The 16,529-nt window shown below is 65.0% G+C and carries 20 protein-coding genes and 1 pseudogene; 13 read left to right on the top strand and 8 right to left on the bottom strand.

Features of this window, described 5'->3' with window-relative positions; translation table 11 throughout:
• Positions 1 to 126: 126 nt before the first annotated feature.
• Entirely contained in the window at positions 127 to 912 is a 786-nt protein-coding gene (locus IVA92_RS30605; RefSeq protein ID WP_247277285.1) for an SDR family oxidoreductase, read from the top strand.
• On the opposite strand, the gene IVA92_RS30600 is transcribed toward IVA92_RS30605, so the two are convergent.
• Positions 913 to 1,143, bottom strand: a complete 231-nt coding sequence (locus IVA92_RS30600; RefSeq protein WP_247277284.1) for a hypothetical protein — start codon at positions 1,141 to 1,143, stop codon at positions 913 to 915. It abuts the gene before it with no gap.
• A 371-nt stretch (positions 1,144 to 1,514) separates the two neighbouring features.
• Positions 1,515 to 2,528, bottom strand: a complete 1,014-nt coding sequence (locus IVA92_RS30595) for a hypothetical protein (protein WP_247277283.1) — start codon at positions 2,526 to 2,528, stop codon at positions 1,515 to 1,517.
• Between the two features lie 288 nt (positions 2,529 to 2,816).
• Here IVA92_RS30595 and IVA92_RS30590 point away from each other — a divergent pair, with 288 nt between their 5' ends.
• Positions 2,817 to 3,470: a L,D-transpeptidase gene (locus tag IVA92_RS30590; RefSeq protein ID WP_247277282.1), complete on the top strand. Its 654-nt coding sequence runs from the start codon at positions 2,817 to 2,819 to the stop codon at positions 3,468 to 3,470.
• A 69-nt stretch (positions 3,471 to 3,539) separates the two neighbouring features.
• Here the strand turns inward: IVA92_RS30590 and IVA92_RS30585 are convergent, their stop codons facing one another.
• Complete coding sequence (locus IVA92_RS30585; protein WP_247277281.1) at positions 3,540 to 3,968, bottom strand: hypothetical protein; 429 nt, start codon at positions 3,966 to 3,968, stop codon at positions 3,540 to 3,542.
• A gap of 118 nt (positions 3,969 to 4,086) precedes the next feature.
• On the bottom strand, positions 4,087 to 4,551 hold the full coding sequence (locus tag IVA92_RS30580; protein ID WP_247277280.1) for a MarR family transcriptional regulator: 465 nt from the start codon (positions 4,549 to 4,551) through the stop codon (positions 4,087 to 4,089).
• 101 nt (positions 4,552 to 4,652) lie between these two features.
• On the opposite strand from IVA92_RS30580, the gene IVA92_RS30575 reads away from it, so the two are divergent.
• From IVA92_RS30575 to IVA92_RS30555, 5 genes are all read left to right on the top strand, one after another.
• Positions 4,653 to 6,575 (top strand): FAD-binding monooxygenase, encoded by a 1,923-nt coding sequence (locus IVA92_RS30575; RefSeq protein WP_247277279.1) that lies wholly within the window; start codon positions 4,653 to 4,655, stop codon positions 6,573 to 6,575.
• A gap of 154 nt (positions 6,576 to 6,729) precedes the next feature.
• On the top strand, positions 6,730 to 7,692 hold the full coding sequence (locus IVA92_RS30570) for an SH3 domain-containing protein (RefSeq protein WP_247277278.1): 963 nt from the start codon (positions 6,730 to 6,732) through the stop codon (positions 7,690 to 7,692).
• 169 nt (positions 7,693 to 7,861) lie between these two features.
• Entirely contained in the window at positions 7,862 to 8,140 is a 279-nt protein-coding gene (locus IVA92_RS30565; RefSeq protein WP_247277277.1) for a hypothetical protein, read from the top strand.
• 68 nt (positions 8,141 to 8,208) lie between these two features.
• Positions 8,209 to 8,610 (top strand): hypothetical protein, encoded by a 402-nt coding sequence (locus tag IVA92_RS30560; RefSeq protein ID WP_247277276.1) that lies wholly within the window; start codon positions 8,209 to 8,211, stop codon positions 8,608 to 8,610.
• 70 nt (positions 8,611 to 8,680) lie between these two features.
• Positions 8,681 to 9,001: a hypothetical protein gene (locus tag IVA92_RS30555; protein WP_247277315.1), complete on the top strand. Its 321-nt coding sequence runs from the start codon at positions 8,681 to 8,683 to the stop codon at positions 8,999 to 9,001.
• Between the two features lie 22 nt (positions 9,002 to 9,023).
• On the opposite strand, the gene IVA92_RS30550 is transcribed toward IVA92_RS30555, so the two are convergent.
• Positions 9,024 to 9,368, bottom strand: coding sequence for a multidrug efflux SMR transporter (locus IVA92_RS30550; RefSeq protein ID WP_247277275.1), 345 nt, complete (start codon positions 9,366 to 9,368; stop codon positions 9,024 to 9,026).
• Positions 9,369 to 9,575: 207 nt separating this feature from the next.
• Positions 9,576 to 10,241, bottom strand: a complete 666-nt coding sequence (locus IVA92_RS30545; protein WP_247277274.1) for a class I SAM-dependent methyltransferase — start codon at positions 10,239 to 10,241, stop codon at positions 9,576 to 9,578.
• A 97-nt stretch (positions 10,242 to 10,338) separates the two neighbouring features.
• Between IVA92_RS30545 and IVA92_RS30540 the strand changes: the two genes are divergently transcribed.
• Positions 10,339 to 10,971 (top strand): TetR family transcriptional regulator, encoded by a 633-nt coding sequence (locus tag IVA92_RS30540; RefSeq protein ID WP_247277273.1) that lies wholly within the window; start codon positions 10,339 to 10,341, stop codon positions 10,969 to 10,971.
• A 110-nt stretch (positions 10,972 to 11,081) separates the two neighbouring features.
• On the top strand, positions 11,082 to 11,900 hold the full coding sequence (pdxY, locus tag IVA92_RS30535) for a pyridoxal kinase (protein ID WP_247277272.1): 819 nt from the start codon (positions 11,082 to 11,084) through the stop codon (positions 11,898 to 11,900).
• Between the two features lie 2 nt (positions 11,901 to 11,902).
• Here pdxY and IVA92_RS30530 read toward each other — a convergent pair whose 3' ends face one another.
• The gene (locus IVA92_RS30530) at positions 11,903 to 13,204 is read right to left on the bottom strand and encodes a hypothetical protein (protein ID WP_247277271.1); all 1,302 of its coding nucleotides are present in this window, start codon (positions 13,202 to 13,204) and stop codon (positions 11,903 to 11,905) included.
• 345 nt (positions 13,205 to 13,549) lie between these two features.
• Here IVA92_RS30530 and IVA92_RS30525 point away from each other — a divergent pair, with 345 nt between their 5' ends.
• The 3 genes from IVA92_RS30525 to IVA92_RS30515 all read left to right on the top strand — a co-directional run bounded on the left by IVA92_RS30525 (position 13,550) and on the right by IVA92_RS30515 (position 14,437).
• Complete coding sequence (locus tag IVA92_RS30525) at positions 13,550 to 13,720, top strand: Flp family type IVb pilin (RefSeq protein WP_247277270.1); 171 nt, start codon at positions 13,550 to 13,552, stop codon at positions 13,718 to 13,720.
• 86 nt (positions 13,721 to 13,806) lie between these two features.
• A complete protein-coding gene (locus tag IVA92_RS30520) occupies positions 13,807 to 14,013 on the top strand; it encodes a hypothetical protein (protein ID WP_247277269.1) in 207 nt (68 codons plus the stop codon).
• Positions 14,014 to 14,182: 169 nt separating this feature from the next.
• Positions 14,183 to 14,437 carry a hypothetical protein gene (locus IVA92_RS30515; protein ID WP_247277268.1) on the top strand — a complete coding sequence of 85 codons (255 nt, stop codon included), beginning with the start codon at positions 14,183 to 14,185 and terminating at the stop codon, positions 14,435 to 14,437.
• 92 nt (positions 14,438 to 14,529) lie between these two features.
• Here the strand turns inward: IVA92_RS30515 and IVA92_RS30510 are convergent.
• Positions 14,530 to 14,725, bottom strand: a pseudogene (locus IVA92_RS30510) (helix-turn-helix domain-containing protein); the annotation flags it as partial.
• Positions 14,726 to 15,014: 289 nt separating this feature from the next.
• Here IVA92_RS30510 and IVA92_RS30505 point away from each other — a divergent pair.
• Positions 15,015 to 16,421, top strand: coding sequence for an adenylate/guanylate cyclase domain-containing protein (locus tag IVA92_RS30505; RefSeq protein ID WP_247277267.1), 1,407 nt, complete (start codon positions 15,015 to 15,017; stop codon positions 16,419 to 16,421).
• The last annotated feature ends 108 nt before the right edge of the window (positions 16,422 to 16,529 follow it).

The following is a 16,529-nucleotide window of genomic DNA, read 5'->3' as shown; positions in this document are numbered from 1 at the left end:
TTGGTATCTCCTCCGTTTTTTGAGAGGCTAGCGTCCGCCGCGCTGCTCCGCAATGGTGCCGGGAGGCCATTGTCGTTCCTCGGCGCGGCGCGCTAGATTGGTCGTCCGCCGGCCCCGGAACGCGACATGAGCCTGTTCAGCACGCCATTCGATCCCGCACGCGACACCGCGCTCGTCACCGGCGCGGGCAACGGCATCGGCCGCGCGATCGCGCAGGCTCTGGTCGGCGAGGGCGTCCGGACCGTGTTTGCCGATATCAATGCCGAGCGGGTGAGGGTCGCGATCAGCGCGAGCAAGAGACCCGAACTGGCGGTGCCCTGGATCGGCGATCTCGCCAGGCTCGAGGCATGCGATGAGCTGCTGGCCGCGGCGCAGGCAGCGCTCGGGGACATCACGCATTTCATCCACAGCGCGTCTCCGCCGCGGCGAGAGGCGGACCATGCGCTCGCGGTCGATCGCCAGACCTGGCAGCAGATGCATGCCGTCAATCTCGATGCCGGCTTTCATCTGGCGCGCGAGATCGCGACACGGCTGATCGCCGCGAAGCGGCCGGGCTCGTTCCTGTTTCTCACCTCGCTGCATGCCGGCACGCCGCGCAACCTGCCGCACTATTCGACGGCGAAGGCGGCAATGGCGATGCTGGTGAAGGAGCTCGCCAAGACGTTCGGCCGCCACGACATCCGTGTCAACGCGCTGGTGCCCGGCGCGATCGCAGCCGGCGGGTTCGTCGCGGATGCCTCGCTGGCGCGGCACATTCCGCTCGGGCGCCTCGGCGAGGCCGATGACCTCGCACCGATGGCGCTGACCGTCTTGTCGAACAAGCTGTCCGGTTATGTCACCGGCGCAGCGTTCGTCGTCGACGGTGGATTGTCGCTGACGAATTGGTTCGAAGCGCCAGTGGTTGACGTATAGCTAGCGCTGCCACGCAGGGACGGGATCGAGCGGCGTGCGATAGACCTCGTTGTGATCGCGGTCCGTGACGCGCACCGAGCAACCCTTCTGCTGGAGCTCCGGCTTCACCTGCGACAGCTCGGTCGCCAATTGATCGGCCCGATCGGAGGCGACCTCGATGTCTTCGAGGATGATTCCACCCTGGTTCTTGAACTCTTCACCGACCACAAGATCGAAGGAGTAGTAAGGCATCCGAATTCCCCGGTGTGACGACCCAAGTTTGAAAAGCAAGTCTTCAACGGAAGTCTCGACACATCCGGCATGGTACCACTGAGTCGATCGTTTCGAATGAACCGGCCGCGCAATCTCTGTGCTTATGGCGCAGAAATGATGTGCAGCAAGCGGGTTCATTAAGAATTTATTAAATATGCGGCGTGATCATAAAGCATCGAATTGCAACAGAACCGGGCTCCGGGAACCGGCAGTTGCAAGAGAAGGCCGCCGGCATAGATCCCGACGGCCTTTTCTCTTCAGCGGAAGACACGCAAAGCATCGCTTCCCGTAATCGTCCGGACTCGTCGACTCGGACAGCGTAGGCGACGTTGCGACGCTGTGGTGTCGCGCTAGCGCAGCGGCATTGGCGGACGTACGACAGGTCCATCGTCATCGGCTACGGCTTGCGTCGTCGCAACCGGCGGCGGGACCGCGGCAGCCTGCGATGGCGGCGGAGGTGCAAGCGGTGCTGGCGTATAGGCCGGCATGTAGGTCTGGCTAACGGCCGGCTTGGGCTTGCGAACTGGCGGCGTCGCAGGCCGCGGCGGCAGCGCAGAGGTGCGGGCGCGCGGATCGGCCGGCTTGGTCTCAACAGCGACGGGCCTGGGCGCAGGCGGCTTCGCCATCTCGCGCGCCATCTGCTCCTGTCCGGCCTTCAGCTCGGCGATGTTGGCCTTGAGCTGCTCGATCTGCTGCGCCATCGCGGCGAGATCGTTCGTCATCGACTGCATCGACTGCATCGATTGCGCGGTGTCGGGCTGCGCTGTCGCGGGCGCGGCGGCAAGCTGGGTTGCAGGCGGCGTCGCAGATTGCTCCGCCGTTTGTTCGGCTGCCGCTGGTGCTGCGGGCGGGGCGGCCTGCGCCGCGGCGACGGGCGTCGTCTGCGACGTCGAAGACATCAGCGACGTCGAAGGCATCAGCGACGCCAATACCGGCGTCCATTCGGCGAACATTTGCTTTGCTGTGTCGCCATGCTTCTCCCAGGCAATCGCGGCAGCCGCGCTGCCTCCCGCGAACAGGAACGTGACGAACGCACCGCGCAGCCACTTGCCGACCCCGGATCGCTTCCGATGGCCGGCACCATCGCTGGCCGTCACGCGAACCGCCGTGTCGACTGAAGGTGCCGCGGCGGGTTTTCCGTAGACGACGTTGATGGTGGGCTCCGGCGCACGCGCCTGACTCGGAGCGAACTTCGGCTCCGGACGGCGCGCGAGCTCCGGCGCCAGCGCCGGTGCCGCGCTCCCCGGGCGCGAGTCCAGCACGATCTCGGGAGAAATCTGAACCGAGTCGTGCGGATCGTTGTCCTTGACCAAGTCCTTCACGATCTCGTCGACGATTTGCTTGCTGTTCAGCGTCGCCAGCATCGCAGCTCCTTTGAAGCCCAGATGTTTAAAGCCTTGGTCGTCCGCATTGGCGCGAGCCGATCATCTGTTGTGGTGGGCCCATCCCAAGTCCCAGGGAGCACGAGTCCAGCCGGGTTTGACCAAAGCAAGGCAAGGAGATGGAGATGATGCGACGCTCTCCTGCCGTTTGTGGTGATGGAACCCGCCTTGTCGAACACGTGTAATTGTTCCGCGTTCGCCTTGTTTTTTGCACGATTTTGACAGCATGTAGTGGCGCTGGGGGTGATATCCCGCTATCGGGGGCCAGCGGTGCCAAGATCTTTAATCGTTCTATTCGTTGCTGCTCTGCTGCCGCTCGGCGGCTGCATGCAGACGACTCTCTCCCCGTCGACCGACGCGAGCATGACACCGCGCGACCGGCAGCTGCTCGCGCATGTGCCTTACGCGAAGGCGAGCGTGCCCGAGCAATATCTGCGCCACATCGTCGACTACCATCGCAAGGAGCAACCGGGGACCATCCTGGTCGATACCGATGCGCGCTATTTGTATTTCGTGCTGCCCGAGGGCAAGGCGATCCGCTACGGCGTCGCGGTCGGCGAGGAAGCCATGGCGTTCTCAGGCGTCGCCCGCGTCGGCCGCCTGGCGGAATGGCCGGACTGGGTTCCGACGGCGGATATCCAGGCGCGGCTCGGGCCATATCCGGCGCGCGTTCCCGGTGGTCCGGCCAATCCGCTGGGGGCGCGGGGAATCTACCTCTATGTCGGCAACAAGGACACGCTCTACCGCATCCACGGTACCAATCAGCCCGAATATATCGGGCAGGCGATCTCTTCGGGTTGCATCCGGATGCGCAACGAGGACGTCATCGATCTCTATGAGCGGGTGAAGCTCAATTCGATGGTCGTGGTGCTGCCGCCCGGGCAGAACGCGCAGGCCGAGACGGGCACGCGCTGGCGCAGCTGAGGGCTGACCGATCGGTCGCTTCTGTCGCTCGCGATCATTGCCAGCAATCCGGCGACATGGGGCGTCGCGCTATTCCGGCCTGGCGATCCGCCATTGCAGCGTCGTGGCATTGCCGTTGGCATCGCCCGGCGCCTTGTCGGCGGGCGAGGTGTAGAGCGGGCGATAACGGTAGGCCCACATCTTGCTGCCGTCATTGCGGTTGATCACGGTGAAATCGCCGACGGCCTCGGCGTCGGCGGTCGCGGCGAGCGGAACCCAGCTCTCGGTGCACTTGCCGTTGCAGTTCGATGTCTTGCCGGTGGTGTCGCGCTCGTAATAGTAGAGCGTCATGCCCCTGAGATCGACCAGCTTGGGACCTTGCTTGGTCAGGACCACCTTCGCCGGCGCGATCGTCGCCTCAGGTTTCGGCGGAGGCGGAGAGTCGCCGCCATGGCCGTTTGCGAGCGCATGACTTGCCGAGAGCGCGATCGCCGCGGCCGCAACAACGAACCTGAACATCCGAAACCCCCGAGCCGCAAAGTTAACCGCGCGTTAAACGCCGAACGGGCCGACCGTAGCAGCCGAACGTTAGTTCCAAGTTTCGCGGCGCTGCGACAATACGTACAAAACGACGGGCTTATACCTCCACATCGCGCAGCGGCGCGCGACTGAGCTCGTTGCCGGCGGCAATCGCCTTGCGCAAGAGCCGCATCAGCTCCTCGCCTTCCTTCGCGGTGAGGCCGCGCAGCATGATGCGCTGCGCAGACTCGACGGCAGGCGTGATCTTGCGCAGCGTGCGCCGGCCTTCGTCGGTGATCTCGAGCTCGCGCGCGCGGCGGTCGCGGCTGGACGGGCGGCGCTCGGCAAGGCCCTTCTGCACCAGGCGATCGATCACGCCGGTGATGGTGGTGCGGTCGTAGGCGATCAAACCCGCGAGCGTCACTTGATCGAGCCCCGGATTGGCCTTGATGGTCGCGAGCGCGGCATATTGCACCGGAGTGAGATCGAAGCCGGCATCTGCGACTTCAGCCAGGAATACCGCGACCGCGATCTGCTGGAACCGGCGCGCCAGATGCCCGGGCATGTGGTTGTTGTCTTTCACTGAATTCTCCGTTTGGCAGGGACGGGGTCCGGTCATTTGACAAGTATACTGATAGTCAGCATACTGAGCAATATCCAAAGAAGCTGGCGGGAGAGGTGCTCATGCAATTCCATCTGAATGGATTTCAGCCGGGCGATCCCGAGATTGCGGATCCCGCCGAGCGCGTTCAAGCCTCGGGTGCAGCGGGCGCGGTGCCTGAAGAGGTCGATGTCCTCATCGTCGGCTGCGGGCCCGCCGGCCTCACGCTCGCCGCCCAGCTCGCGCAATTTCCGGATATCAGGACCTGCATCGTCGAGCAGAAAGCAGACCGCCTGCTGGTCGGCCAGGCCGACGGCATCGCCTGCCGCACCATGGAGATGTTTCACGCCTTTGGTTTCAGCGCGCGCGTGCTGAAGGAGGCCTATTGGGTCAACGAGACGACGTTCTGGAAGCCGGACGAGCGGCAGCCCAAGACGATCGTCCGCAGCGGCCGGGTCCAGGACGTCGAGGACGGGCTGTCGGAATTTCCGCACGTCATCCTCAACCAGGCCCGCATCCATGATGGCTTTCTCGACGTCATGCGGAAATCGCCGGCCAAGCTCGAGCCGTATTACAGCCGGCGCGTGCTCGATCTCGATGTCCATCCGGCCGCCGGTGCCGGCGATTATGCCGTGACGGTCCGCCTCGCCCGCGTCGATGCCGGAAGCGAGGGCAAGATCGAAACGATCAAGACGCGCTATGTCGTCGGCTGCGACGGCGCGCGCAGCACGGTACGAAAGTCGATCGGCCGGGAGCTGCACGGCGATTCCGCCAATCACGCCTGGGGCGTGATGGACGTGCTGGCGGTGACAGACTTCCCGGATATCCGCTTCAAGTCGCTGATCCAGTCCGCGAAGGACGGCAGCTTGCTGATCATCCCGCGTGAAGGCGGTTACATGGTCCGCCTCTATGTCGAGCTCGCCAAGCTCGAGATCGGTGAGCGCGTCGCCAATCGCAACATCAGTGCCGACGACGTCATCGCCAAGGCGCAGCGGATCTTGAGGCCGCATACGCTCGAGGTGAAGGAGATCGCCTGGTGGTCGGTCTACGAGATCGGCCAGCGCCTCACCGACAAGTTCGATGACGTGCCGGACGCCGAGATCGAAACCCGCCAGCCACGTATCTTCATCGCCGGCGATGCCTGCCATACCCACAGCCCGAAAGCGGGGCAGGGCATGAACGTCTCGATGCAGGACGCCTTCAATCTCGGCTGGAAGCTCGCCGCCGTCCTGCGCAGGCAGTGCGCCCCAGGCCTGCTGCATTCCTATTCGGCCGAGCGCCAGGCGGTTGCCAAGGAGCTGATCGACTTCGATCGTGAATGGGCGGGGATTCTCGCCTCCGCCGCGAAGGCCGGCGGTGCCGATGCGGCGAGGACGCAGGACTATTTCGTCCGGCACGGCCGTTACACGGCCGGGACCGCGACGCATTACCGTCCCTCGCTTCTCACCGGCACGGCCGCGCATCAGCATCTCGCGGCAGGTCTTGTGATCGGAAAGCGCTTCCACTCCGCGCCGGTGATCCGGCTGGCGGACGCCAAGCCGGTGCATCTCGGTCATGCGGCGCAGGCCGACGGCCGCTTCCGCATCTACGCGTTTTCGCCTGCGGAAGATCCCGCCGCAGCGGGCTCGGCCATTCGCGCCCTGTGCAATTTCCTCGCCGAAGCCAGGGCGTCGCCGATCAGGCGATACACGCGGGTCGGCGCCGACATCGACAGCGTGATCGACCTGCGCGCTATCTTCCAGCAAGATCATCGCGAGCTTGCCCTCGAGGCGATGCCGTCGCTACTGCTCCCGCGCAAAGGCCGCTACGGCTTGATCGACTACGAGAAGATGTTCTGTCCCGATCTCAAGAGCGGCAACGACGTCTTCGCCATGCGCAGCATCGACCGGAAAGCCGGCTGCATGGTCGTGGTGCGGCCGGACCAGTATGTCGCGCATGTGCTGCCGCTCGACGGCTTTGCTGCGCTTGCGTCGTACTTCGACGCCGTCATGTTGCCGGCGAATTGACGGCCCGGCTGCGCGCCGGAGCGCTGTGGCAATGAACGGCGAGTGAATATTGAACCGCGCGCGGTGTGCATTTCGATCTTTCGACCCGTGCGACCACCGTATGCGGAACGCCCGTTCCGCTTGCGCGTTCCGACTGGCAGAGGAGGAACACGCCATGAGACTCAAAAGCGTTTTACTTGCCGCATTGCTGCTCGCCCCGACGGCCGCGCTGGCCGCGCCGGGCATCGTCACCGTCTCGACCGGCCTGCGTGCCGGACCGGGCACGGGCTTTCCCTTGGTCGACCGCATCCCCGGTGGTGCCCGCGTCAACATCCATGGCTGCCTGCGCGGCAATGCCTGGTGCGACGTGAGCTTCTCCGACGATCGCGGCTGGGTATCGTCGCAATATCTCGAATACCTCTATCGCAACCACTACGTCTATCTCCCCGATTATGTCGAGGAGATCGACGTGCCCGTCGTCCCCTTCGTGTTGACCTCGTATTGGTCGAACTACTATGCGGGACGTCCCTGGTATCGCCGCCAGGCCTATTGGAATAATTACTGGACTTCGCATCAGCGTTTCGCGACGCGGATGACGCTTGATCCACGTGCGGCCCGTATCGGCCGCGCGGCAACGCGCGATGCGGCGATCGCACTCGAGCGCAGCGGCGTGCACGCCAGGGGTAATGTCGCGGTCACCGGACGGGATGCCGCCGTCGGGCGGCCCAATGCAATCGCCAAGCGCGACGCCGCGGTTACGATCGACCGGACCCGCGCCGCGCGGAGTGAGCGCATCGCGAATGAGCGAACCGTCGTGCAGAGCCGGAGTCCGCGCGACGCGCAGGCGCGCATGATGCACGACCATGCTGCGAGCCGTGCCGCCGTGCGCGCGCAGCCGATGGCGCGCGCCCATGAAGTGCCGCGCGTGTCGGCCGCGCCTGCAGCCCGGCCCGCGATGCCGCACGTCGCCCAGCCGAACGTCAGCCACGGCTCGCCGATGAATGCCCGAGCGCAGATGCCGGCGCCGCGCGCGGCGGCACCTGCGATGCCGCACCCCGGCGGCGGCGCTCCGCACATCAATGCGCCGCGTGGTGGCCCGCCAGCGGGCGGCCCCGGTGGCGGCCATCAGAAGCACTGACGTTGCTTAGGAAAGCCCGGCCCTTGCGCCGGGCTTTCTGCTTGTCGGACCCAGGTTCTCTGCGCATACAATTTAAGGAAGTTTTTCGCGAGCAGATTTCATCGATCGTAATATATCTACTCAAAGCTGTAAGCATCCACTCGGGGCAGCGGGGCACGGGAGGATGACGATGAGACAGAGTCAGGCGGAGACGCGCCGCCAAAATGTCGCGAAGCGGTCGATGACCAAGGAGGCCAAGCAGCTGTCCAGCCTGATTGCCGGACTGCGCAAATCTCTCGAAGCGATCCACAAGGAACGGGCGAGCGCAAAGCTCACCGGCGCCGAGATGGGCATGCTCGACGAGCGCCGCAACAATCTGCAGCTCACGATCGCAGCCCTCGACGATCGCCTGTCGGCGGTGCAGGGGCTGATCAATCTTGGCCGGCCGCACATCATCCGGGTGCACTAGCGACGCTCGCGCAGGCGCTATCGGTTCCGTGACAGTCGTGACGGCGCCGGGGGACGATTCGGCACGATGTGACGACGCGCCTGCGGCGCTGCACGCTTGGCGGCAAGCAAACCCGCAACAGCAGAAGCGCATCCCTGATGCGGCGCGCGCTCATCTTGTTACCGGGCTGCGAGCGCGCCGGCGCCGTACTGTCTGCGGATGGCACCAAATTGCCACGCTCCTGGCGAATTGCCGCCAAAGCCCGCTGCCACGAGAGGGGCGGGGTGCAGGGCAACGCCAGGGGATATGCATTGGCCTACAAAATGGTCGCAGAACGCGACAACGAGAAGTATAGCTTCGCCCGCGAGAGCCGGCTGCTCATCGTGGCCAAGGCCAGGGTGTGGGCCAGCGAGGGGTGGCAGGTCGTCATCACCGATCAGGACGGCAAGGCCTATGCGCCGCCCGAATTCGATCAGCTGTCGGCGGCGTGACCGCAAGGCGGTCCAGGGGACAATGTTGATTTCGCTGTTTCGACCGGGGCGCGGCTTGATCGCGCCCTTGATGAGTCTTGCCGCCGGCGCCGTCCTGACGGCGACGGCTGCAGCCGCGCAGAACCTTGACGCCGGCAAGTCACCCGCAAGGCTCTTTGCCGACGGTTGCGCGAGCTGTCACCGCACCCCACGGGGCCTTGCCAGGGGACGCTTCAGCCTGACGTTGTCCTGGTTCTTGAAGGACCACTACGCAACCAGTTCCGATTCCGCCAAGGCGCTCGCCGCCTATCTGGAGTCGGTCGATGGGCCGCCACCCCGTAATGCGGCCAAGCCTGGCGCAAAACCGCCGCGATCCGCGCAGCGTCCGCCCAAACCGGTGCAGGGCCAGTAGCGCGTGCCGGGACTGCCGGGCGTCAATGCACCGTCGTCTCCGAGAACAGGTTGATCACCACGACGCCGGACACGATCAGGGCGATGCCGACGAAGGCGGCGCCATCGAGCATCTGGCGGAATAGCACGAAGGACACCGTGGCGGTCAGGATGATGCCGGCCCCGCCCCAGATCGCATAGGCGATGCTCAGGGGGATGATGCGGATTGCCGCCGACAGCGCATAGAACGAGGCGACATAGAACAGCACCATCGCCAAGGTCGGCCAGGGTCGCGTGAACTGAGCGGATTGCTGCAGGAAGGCGGACGCCGTGACTTCGAACACGATGGCAAGTGCGAGCGCCGCGTAAGCATTGAAGGCGGAGGTCATGAGCCTCTCGGCGTAAGAAAGATTCTGTGCGGTATACGTCGAGCCCCCTGGAACGGGCTTTTGCCGTGAGCAGGTAACACGCGTGAGTGACGAACCTGCGACACCGATTGGAATGCGGACAGGACGATGACGCGGCCGAGGCAACACGAAGCCGCCGCGCGATCCATCGCGTGGCGGCACGAGATGCCGCGGTGCGTCGACACGGCGTCAGTTGATCCGCACCGACAGCTCGACGTCTTCGGCAAAGGCCGTGGACATGTAGCCGTTTCCGGGCTTGCGCACACGCGCCAGATAGTCGGGGCTGTCGTCGGCGTTGTCGGCGACGATGATCGCGCCCGGCCTGAGATGGCCTTCGAGCAGATCCAGGATATCCGAGTAGAGCGCCTTGGCACCATCGAGCAGCACGAGGTCGATCGTATCGGGCAGATCGGCACTGAGCGTCTTCAGCGCATCGCCCTCGCGGATTTCCACGAGGTCGATTACACCGGCGGCCGACAGGTTGTCCCGCGCCCGCGCTGCCTTGGACGGCTCGAACTCACTGGTGATGAGGCGGCCGCCGCCATTGTCACGCAGAGCTGCGGCAAGATGCAGGGTCGAGATGCCGAACGAGGTGCCGAACTCGACGATTGCCCTGGCGCGGGAGCTGCGGGCCAGCATGTAGAGCAGGCTGCCGGTCTCGCGCGAGACCGCGAGCGGAGCGTCCCTCAGGCGTCCATAGAGGTCGCGGTAAGCGGTCTTGCTGCGCATCATCCGCGCCCGGTCGGCATCGGACAAGTCGGCGATAGCGGCCAGCGTTGCGCTGCTTGCAGCTTCGGCCTCGTCGAACAGTCGATCCAGCAGCGGCGTAAGCGATGTGGTGGTTGGGGTGGTCATTTGGCGTCTCCAGAGTTCGCGGCGAAGCGCGTGCTTGCGCGGAGACCGAAATACGACTAATTCGTCGCATTTCCTATTCGCATTGCTCGCAGGCACCATGGCCGACCGTCGAAGTCGTTCAATTTCCTCGCGAAAACAGCCGCAACAGGCCCGCTCCACCGGGCTGGTGGCGGCCATCCTGGATGCCGCTATTCAGGTCTTGGCGAAGGAGGGGGCGCAGCGTTTCACGACGGCGCGGGTGGCGGAGCGGGCCGGGGTGAGCGTTGGATCGCTCTACCAATATTTTCCGAACAAGGCGGCGATCCTGTTCCGCCTCCAGAGCGACGAGTGGCGGCGCACCAGCGAGCTCCTGCGCGGCATCCTGGCGAACCGGGCGAGGCCCCCGCTGGCGCGGCTGCGCGCATTGGTCCATGCCTTCATCCGCTCCGAATGCGAGGAGGCTGCGATCCGCGTCGCGCTCAGCGATGCCGCGCCGCTCTATCGCGACGCGCCGGAGGCGCAGGACGCACGGGCGGCCGGCGAGGGCATCGTCGCCGCCTTCATGCGGGAGGCGCTGCCCAAAGCCTCGGATGCGACGCGCACCCTCGCCGGCGAGCTGATCGCGACGACGCTCAGCGAGGTCGGCAGGAGTTTTTCGGAAGAGACGCGGAGCGAGGCGGAGATCGCAGCCTATGCCGATGCCATCGCCGACATGTTCTGCGCCTATCTTACAAGGCTGGCGCGGCGCTGAGGCATTGCCGGCACGTGGTGCCGCAATCCTGTAGCTAGGATGGAGGTGCGCTCTATCTCGGCTATGATTGCTGCACTTGCCTTGCGTAGTATTTGCCCCTACGGACTCTGATGCTCGTCATCTCCATTCAAAGTCAGGTGGTCCACGGCCACGTCGGCAACAGCGCGGCTGCCTACGCCGTGCAGGCGGAGGGTGTGAATGTCGCGGCGGTGCCGACGACGCTGCTGTCGAACCATCCACGCTATCCGAGCCTGCGCGGGCGGGTGCTGGAGACCGAGCTGGTCGCCGATCTTCTCAGGGGCGTAGAAGAGCGCGATCTCGTCGACGAGGCGGCCGTGGTCGTCACCGGCTATCTCGGCTCGCCCGGCAATGCCGCCGTCGTTGCCGATTTCGTCGAGCGGGCCTTGGTGCGCAATTCGAAGCTCGTCTATCTCTGTGATCCCGTGATCGGAGACGATGGTCGCGTCTATGTCGCCGATGGAATTCTGGACGTGCTCCGGCGCCGGCTGCTGCCGGCCGCGAACCTGACCACGCCAAACCGGTTCGAGCTCGAGCTGCTTGCGGGCCTCACGATTGCCGATGCGCAGGACCTGCGCGCGGCCTGCGCGGCACTCGCGGGACAGGCCGGCCTCGACGTCGTCGCCACCGGCTGCACGCTGGCGGACACGCCCGAAGGACAGTTGGAGACGATCCTCTGCGCCGAGGGCCATTTGTCGCGCTTTGCCACGCTGCGTCTGCCGATCCGGCCCTATGGCACGGGCGACCTTCTCACCGGCCTGATCGCGGCGCATCTCGCCAAGGGGCTGACGACGGAGGTGGCAGTGCGGCTGGCAGTCGAAACCATCTTTGCGGTGCTGGTGCGCACGCAGGAGGCCGGCACAGCCGAGATGCGTCTCGTGCCGCTGCCCACGCCGGCCCGCAAGCCGTAGCTTCAGGTCGCGCGTTTGCCGGCCGATTGCGCCGCCTTCTGCGATTTTGCCGGGCTCTTCTGCTCACGCATGGCCTGTGCTTTGGGCGGCTTTGCGTGGGCCGCAGCGCGCACTTTGCTGGGCTTCGCGTTGGCGGCTTCCTTGCGCTCCGCCGTGCCCCGGCGCGAGATGTATTCCTGGCCGTCGATCGGGCCGACATGCGGCGGATCGCGGCCGAGATAGGGCCGGCCGATGCCGAATGCCTTGCCGTTGGCATCGACCCACTTCCACAGGATTTCAGTCGAGACCCAGCGCTGCGCGCGATTGCTACCCTGGGTGCTGACGATGTCGGCGGCCATGCCGTGCCCGTAACCACCACGCGTGCTGCCGCCGTGATAGGAGCGGTCGGAGGCGGCCTTCAGGCCGCTCGCGATCGACTGGCGATAATCGTCACGGAACGCGCTGGTGATGCCCGGCGAGAGGCCGGCGGCTTCGGCGGCGAGCAGCGTCCGAAACAGCTTTCGCTTGAAGCTCTTGTCCATGCCGCCGATGACGTAATCCATCATCGACATGCCGGCATGCTCGGCCGCCTTGGGATCCTTCCAGCCGAAATCCTCGTCGACCAGCTTGGTGAAGCTGCGCATCACGGTCACCGTCTTGCCCTTGCGCTTGACGGTGACGGCGCGGCGTTCCTGCACCTTGATCGAATCCTCCTTAGGCGTGCGCTGGTAGAGCGCCCAGAGATAGCGATCGATGCAGGCGTCCACGACGAAGCATTCGTCGAGCACGGCGACGGTGTCCGCGGGTGGCGACGCCTTGCTTGCAACGGGGGCGGATCCGCTCGCGATCGTGGCGGGGGACAACGCGTCCGTGGTCACGATCTCGGTGGGATCGGCAGATGCGAGTTTGAAGGGCTCTGGCGCCGGCGCAGGCGGAGCCTCGCTGACGCTCGGTGCTGGTTCAAGCGAAATTTGAGGCGCGGGCGGCTCCGCCGACAATATCAGCGCGGGATCGGCCGACGCGAGCTGGACGGCGGGGGCAGGTACCTCCGCCTCCGGCGTGGCTGCCGCTTCGATCGTTACGAGGCTCGCCGCAGCCGCCGCAATGTCGGCGGTCAAGGCGACACCGTCCTCGATGGTCGCAGCGCGCGGGACGTCGGCGAGGTCGAGGCGACCGAGATCCTTCGCGCGCGAGACGGCAGCCGCATTGGCGCCGCTGTTCTCGATAAGGGCTGGCGCGTAGGCCGACAGGGAGAGCACCAGCCAAGCAGCGAGAACAGCGGAGGGGCATGAGACCGCCACAAGAAGAGACCGCCGATCATTCATGATCCCTGCCTCCAAACGTTCTGTTCGAACCAGTCTTGTTCGAACAGTCATGATGCAAACAGACTTGATGCAAACAGTCTTGCACGGAAAGGCACGCAGCACGTCAATTGTTCGGAAGAGGGTGTGGCGGCGCAATGGCGTAAATCAACGAAAACGGGCTTTTCGAAGAGGTGTTGCGAAGTTGCAACGCGGGTTCCATGGCGGCCGCATGTGCGGCTGCGACGGAATGCCTGCAACCAGCCGGTTTGTCGTCAAATTGAGCGAACCCCATTTACTCAATCTTGGATTGCTTTAATGCACTTTTCGCGGGCCCGCAATTTCTGGTAGCAATAGGAAGGCACGTCAGTGAAGTTGAAATGCAAATGGGCCGAATTCGTCGCCAATGAATCCGGCGCCACTGCGATCGAGTACTGTCTGATCGCGGCCGGCATCGCACTCGCGATTATCGAGATCATCTATGCGCTCGGCACCAACCTTGTCGCAAAACTGCAATCGCTCGCGACCGCGCTGAAATAGGCGGTCAAGGGGTTCGCGATCGGCTGTTTGACAAGACGCCTGGCGCTTCGCGGCAACTTTGCGCACGGCCGTGCGTTGATCGGCCCATGAGCACGCATTCCTCGCTTCGTCCCATGGACGACTTCGATCCCACCGAGCCCGCCATCCTGCACGATCGTCTGTCCGACACGATCATTACCTGGCCCGCCGAACAGGCCGATGACTACCGGAAGGCCAGCCGGCCACGTGAGGATGGAACCGTAGCTTGGAAGGCCTACCTCTTCGATGGTTGGGGCAACGTGCTCGGCGGCTGACCTCCGCCCGCAAAGCGCGATGGCCCGGCCGGCGTGATTCGGCCAAGACTTTGTACGCATTAAGCATATCGCCATGCGCTGCGTGCGCTGTTGCAATGCAACAGCGGATGTCGCAATGCAGCATGACGCGCTTAAATGTGCTCGGAATCTTCCATCAGGAGCATCACCAATGAACAAGAAGACTTTGACGATCGCCGCCACCGTCCTGACGATCGCGGGCGCGACTTCGGCTTTCGCCGCTGAGCTGCCGACCTATGAGGCCAACGGATTTCCGGTCTCGCCCTTGCAGGTGCGCGTCCTCGGTGCGGCCCATGTCGAGCAGCAGGTCGCGGCGCCCACGACGGTTGCTTCAGTGCACCAACTGAAGGTGCTCAGCCCCCACAAGGTCAAGACTGCGGACGTCACGACGGGCGCAGCCCGCTGAGTTGACATCGCATGAAGGGCAGGCGGGTCTCGCCGCGCGCGCCATCCGCCCCCTCGTGCGACCATGAACGACGAAATTGGACGCGCGCGCAGGCTCGACGGCGAGCGGCCGAAGAGTTCGGCGAGCGGCGTTGAAGCGGCGCAGGCAGCCGAAGCCGGCCTGGAACGCGATCTCAGTTATAGTGTGATCACCGGCATCGAGCAGGCGCTTGGCGCGTTGCACGCGCAGCGTCTTGGCAAGCGGATGCGGCGTGGCGCCGACCTTGCGCTCGAACAGCCGCGCCAGATGGCCGCGACGCAGCACGCATCGCGGCGCTGTTCACCGATGACGCCGAATGGATCGCGCCGCAGGGCAACGCCACCGCAATCGCGCTCGGTCACACCGACCACTTGGTGGGCGCGCGAAGCGATAGCGGCGGGGATGGGGAAAACAAGGGAAATCCGGCCTTTGCCGGGCTCGGCAAACTCCCATCATCGTGACGCAGCAATTGACGACGATGGCTTGCGCTCCTCCTTACCCGGCATAGGTAATCGGAAAGCGGATGTCCGCGTCACCCCCTTCCATGTAACATCACGGCATGAGCGAGATCGAAACCCTGTTCGGTGTCCTGCGCCAGTCGGCCGACGCGCCCGTCGTCGACATGCTCGAGCGCATGGTGCGGGAGGGACCGGACCATGCCCTGTGCAAGATCAATGCGCTGCATCTGGCAAGGATGGCCAATCTCGGCGAAGAGCAGGTGATCGCGGGGCTGCTGCATGCGGTCGGGCTCGGCATCCTCGAGATGACCTGGAGCGTGATGTGCCCGAGCTGCGCCGGCGTGCTCTCGGCCAACAAGAGCCTGAAGACGGTCAACAGCCCGCAATATCACTGCGCCTTCTGCGCCGCCGGCTATGAGACGACGCTCGACAATTTGGTCGAGGTGACCTTCGCGGTCAGCCCGCGCGTGCGCAGGATCGCCGCGCACAATGCCGAGGAGCTGCCGCTCGCCGAATATTACCGCCAGGTGTTCTGGAGCTCGGCGATCGAGCTTCCGCCCGACCTCGACGGCCTGCTTCGCGAGCTGACCCTGGAATCCGTCGACCTGCCGCCGGGCGAGCGCGCCATTCTCTCGCTGCAAGTGCAGCCGGGCATGCTGATCGTGTTCGATCCCGTGACCCACACCGCACAGTATATCGAGGTGAAGGGCGAGGAGACGGCCGAGCGCCAGACCCTGTCGTTAATCTTGAACAGGACCGAGGTCCCGGTCGACGCCGTGAGCCTGCGCCCGGGCCCGCTGCGGCTGACGCTGGAGAACCGCACCGACGGCCGCGTACTGCCGGCGGTGTGGGTGATGAACCAGCGGCTCGATGATCTCCTGACCCGGCGCAAGCCGAGCCTCACCGCAAAGCGCCTGCTCACCAACCAGACCTTTCGCGATCTCTATCGCACCGATACGCTCGCGATCGGCCAGCGCCTCAAGATCCTCAGCCTGACCTTCCTGTTCTCGGACCTGAAGGACTCCACCGGGCTTTACGAGCATGTCGGCGACCTCGTCGCCTTCGATCTCGTCAATGAGCATTTCCGCCTGCTGCAGGAGATCATCGCCTCCGAGCAGGGCGCGGTGGTCAAGACCATTGGCGATGCCGTGATGGCGACCTTCGAGACGCCCGATCGTGCCATCGCCGCCGCGATCCGCATGCGCGAGGCCATGAGCGAGCTCGGCGCCCAGCGTCAGCACCAGGGCCTGCTGCTCAAGATGGGCATTCACGAGGGCTCGTGCCTCGCCGTCACCCTCAACGGCCAGCAGGATTATTTCGGCCAGACCGTGAACATCGCCTCCCGCGTCCAGAGCCTCGCCGCCTCGCGCGCGATCGTAGTGACGGAGGCGGTGGTCGACAACGCCGAGGCGCGGACGCTGCTGGAGGCCGGCGGCCTCAACCCGACGCGTCGCAGCGTCGCGCTGAGCGGGATCGCGGACAAGGTGTCGGTGTACGAAATCCCGTAAGACCGTCGCCCGGCGCGCAAGCGAAATCCGGGACTGCACCTGCGGCGCCATCCCGGATTGCGCGACGCTCCATTCGGGCTACGCTCGCTGCGCAACCGCGCAACGAGT

Source organism: Bradyrhizobium sp. 154 (genome assembly GCF_023073875.1).
In the GTDB taxonomy this organism is placed as follows: Bacteria; Pseudomonadota; Alphaproteobacteria; order Rhizobiales; family Xanthobacteraceae; genus Bradyrhizobium.
Note: the sequence above shows the minus strand (reverse complement) of the source record. Positions and strands in the feature narration are given on the sequence as shown.

Excerpts from the sequence above, each read along its gene's own strand:
- IVA92_RS30530 (WP_247277271.1), bottom strand. The coding sequence starts at position 13,204 with ATGAATGATCGGCGGTCTCTTCTTGTGGCGGTCTCATGCCCCTCCGCT.
- IVA92_RS30545 (WP_247277274.1), bottom strand. The coding sequence starts at position 10,241 with ATGACCACCCCAACCACCACATCGCTTACGCCGCTGCTGGATCGACTG.
- IVA92_RS30600 (WP_247277284.1), bottom strand. The coding sequence starts at position 1,143 with ATGCCTTACTACTCCTTCGATCTTGTGGTCGGTGAAGAGTTCAAGAAC.
- IVA92_RS30570 (WP_247277278.1), top strand. The coding sequence starts at position 6,730 with ATGAGACTCAAAAGCGTTTTACTTGCCGCATTGCTGCTCGCCCCGACG.
- IVA92_RS30595 (WP_247277283.1), bottom strand. The coding sequence starts at position 2,528 with ATGCTGGCGACGCTGAACAGCAAGCAAATCGTCGACGAGATCGTGAAG.
- IVA92_RS30520 (WP_247277269.1), top strand. The coding sequence starts at position 13,807 with ATGAGCACGCATTCCTCGCTTCGTCCCATGGACGACTTCGATCCCACC.
- IVA92_RS30555 (WP_247277315.1), top strand. The coding sequence starts at position 8,681 with ATGAGTCTTGCCGCCGGCGCCGTCCTGACGGCGACGGCTGCAGCCGCG.
- IVA92_RS30575 (WP_247277279.1), top strand. The coding sequence starts at position 4,653 with ATGCAATTCCATCTGAATGGATTTCAGCCGGGCGATCCCGAGATTGCG.
- IVA92_RS30585 (WP_247277281.1), bottom strand. The coding sequence starts at position 3,968 with ATGTTCAGGTTCGTTGTTGCGGCCGCGGCGATCGCGCTCTCGGCAAGT.
- pdxY (WP_247277272.1), top strand. The coding sequence starts at position 11,082 with ATGCTCGTCATCTCCATTCAAAGTCAGGTGGTCCACGGCCACGTCGGC.
- IVA92_RS30540 (WP_247277273.1), top strand. The coding sequence starts at position 10,339 with ATGGCCGACCGTCGAAGTCGTTCAATTTCCTCGCGAAAACAGCCGCAA.
- IVA92_RS30565 (WP_247277277.1), top strand. The coding sequence starts at position 7,862 with ATGAGACAGAGTCAGGCGGAGACGCGCCGCCAAAATGTCGCGAAGCGG.
- IVA92_RS30550 (WP_247277275.1), bottom strand. The coding sequence starts at position 9,368 with ATGACCTCCGCCTTCAATGCTTACGCGGCGCTCGCACTTGCCATCGTG.
- IVA92_RS30505 (WP_247277267.1), top strand. The coding sequence starts at position 15,015 with ATGAGCGAGATCGAAACCCTGTTCGGTGTCCTGCGCCAGTCGGCCGAC.
- IVA92_RS30515 (WP_247277268.1), top strand. The coding sequence starts at position 14,183 with ATGAACAAGAAGACTTTGACGATCGCCGCCACCGTCCTGACGATCGCG.
- IVA92_RS30605 (WP_247277285.1), top strand. The coding sequence starts at position 127 with ATGAGCCTGTTCAGCACGCCATTCGATCCCGCACGCGACACCGCGCTC.